Below are 2,243 nucleotides of genomic sequence, written 5' to 3'. Positions count from 1 at the left end.
CAAATTGGAGCAGAGCTTTTCCATTAATGGCAAAGCCAAAAGCACCTTAAACAATTACCTTCGATGCCTAGCACATCTTGCCCTGCATTATAAACAGAGCCCAGAAACGCTTTCGGTGGAAAACATTCAGTCTTACCTTTATTACTGCCAAAAACTCCACAAAAACCCATCTGAAAGTTTCTTTAAACACACCATTTTTGGGCTGAGGGCCGCCTACAAACTCATGGGCATGGAGGCCAAGCGGGTAGCTTTGCCCCAGATCAAACGGGATTTGAAATTGCCGATTGTTCTGAGTCAAGAAGAGGTCAAGCGTCTTTTAAAAGCGCCCAAGTATCTTAAGCACCGTTTGATTATTGGGATGCTCTATGGCTGTGGCCTTCGCAGCTACGAACTGTGCAACCTCAAATTGGCAGACATTGACTTTGATCGCAGAACGGTCTTTATCCCCAAGAAAAAAGGGAAGATCGACCGCTATGTCCCTTTAAGTAAATATCTGGTCAGAGGGCTAAAGAAATATATCAAAACGGAAAATCCTCAAGGCTATCTTTTCAACAGTCAGGTCACCAAAGATGGAGTAGCTCGGGGGTTGACCACCAATGGGATCCGATGGGTCATCAAGGAAAACCGCAGTAAAATAGGCAGTTCCAAAAAGATAACCGCCCACACCTTGCGGCACACCTTTGCCACGCATCTGTTGGAATATGGTGTTGACATTGTCAGCCTAAAAGAACTTTTGGGCCATGCGCATATCGAGATGACCCTGACCTATCTGCATGTGGCCAATCTGCCCAGTGGTTCGAAGTTCTCACCACTGGACAAGCTCTACGACTGATGCGCCCCAAACATACGGTAGCTGACGTTTTGGATATGGAACAGCTACAGCTCAAAAATTTGAGCCTGACCTCATGGCACTACCGAGCCTTGCAGGCCATAAGGCGGTGCCGGACCAAAGCTATGGGCGGTCATATTGATAAATGCGATTGTTGCCACAGACTTCACATCAGTTACAATAGTTGCAGAAACAGACATTGCCCAACCTGTCAGGGACACAAACGCGAAGAGTGGATCAGGGCAAGGGAAGGCGAACTCTTGAACGTTCCCTATTTTCATGTAGTGTTTACCCTTCCAAGCGAGTTTAACAGTTACGCATTGAGCCACGGCAAAATAGTGTACGGTAGTCTGTTCAGGGCTGCTTGGCAGACCTTGCGGCAGTTTGGTGACAATCCTAAGCACCTTGGTGGGAGAATGGGGATGATTGCAGTGCTGCATACTTGGGGGCAGAATATAAGTTTACACCCGCACTTGCACTGCATTGTCCCGGGTGGTGGTTTGAGCAAATCAGGACAATGGAAAAAAGCAAAGAGCAAAGGCAAATATCTGTTCGATGTAAAATCCATGAGCATCGTATTTAGAGGGAAGTATGTCGCCGAACTTAGAAAAAGTGGATTAAAGATCCCTCGAAAAGTTTACGATGTGGTATTCGGTAAAAAATGGGTGGTCTTTGCCAATCAGCCTTTTAGAAGCCCAAAATATGTGATTGAATACCTGGGCAGATATACCCATAAAATAGCGATCAGTAACCATCGGATTACTAATATTGATCGCGAAAGCAGACGTGTGTCTTTTACCGCCAAAGATTATCGCCGTGCAGGAAAGAAAGTCCCTTTGACCTTGTCAAGCCAGGAATTTGTCAGACGCTTTGCCCTGCATGTTCTACCCAAGGGATTTACCAGGATACGGCATTATGGTATTTTGAGCAGCAGCTGGAAAAAGGAGAAGTTGCCAAAACTACAAGGCGAACTGGCAACGGTGAAAATGGAACCTGTCAGTACCATACAGCAGATTTTGCACCGCCGATGTCCTGTCTGTAAAAAAGGGAGACTGCATACTATTCTGCTGTTCAATGACCGTGGGCCTCCCGAGAATTGGTGCGTTTTACTAAAAGACAGAAGATTGAACAGGAGCAACTAAAAATTATTCTGCAAATGCGGAATGGCTCTGCTATGCCTTAACTTTAAAATTGGACGAAAAAAACCAGAGATCTTCAATTAAAATCACTGAAAAGCCGTGAAGAAGGTTAGAAAATAATTGAGTCCCAAACAACTTGACCGCACGAATAACAGAGCAACCTCCAAGTATCCTTCCCTCAACTTAACGTTTTACCCATAAGGCGGCAAATCAACCGGATTCGTCAACACAGTATTCAGCTCTGGCCTATCGGCGAGCCGAATACTTAGTTATTG

At 45.4% G+C, this 2,243-nt stretch carries 2 protein-coding genes; both read left to right on the top strand.

The genetic code is table 11. From position 1 onward, the window contains the following. Positions 1-4 precede the first annotated feature (4 nt). Positions 5-832: a tyrosine-type recombinase/integrase gene (locus Q0947_RS15160; protein WP_299399782.1), complete on the top strand. Its 828-nt coding sequence runs from the start codon at positions 5-7 to the stop codon at positions 830-832. Then, positions 832-1,971 (top strand): IS91 family transposase, encoded by a 1,140-nt coding sequence (locus tag Q0947_RS15155; protein WP_299399779.1) that lies wholly within the window; start codon positions 832-834, stop codon positions 1,969-1,971. The genes Q0947_RS15160 and Q0947_RS15155 overlap by 1 nt, the downstream gene beginning before the upstream one ends. Positions 1,972-2,243: the final 272 nt, after the last annotated feature.

It is taken from the genome of uncultured Gelidibacter sp. (genome assembly GCF_947500795.1).
GTDB lineage: Bacteria > Bacteroidota > Bacteroidia > Flavobacteriales > Flavobacteriaceae > Gelidibacter.
Note: the sequence above shows the minus strand (reverse complement) of the source record. Positions and strands in the feature narration are given on the sequence as shown.

What these genes read in the sequence shown, in the direction of transcription:
- Q0947_RS15155 (WP_299399779.1), top strand. Translation starts at nt 832, where the DNA reads ATGCGCCCCAAACATACGGTAGCTGACGTTTTGGATATGGAACAGCTA.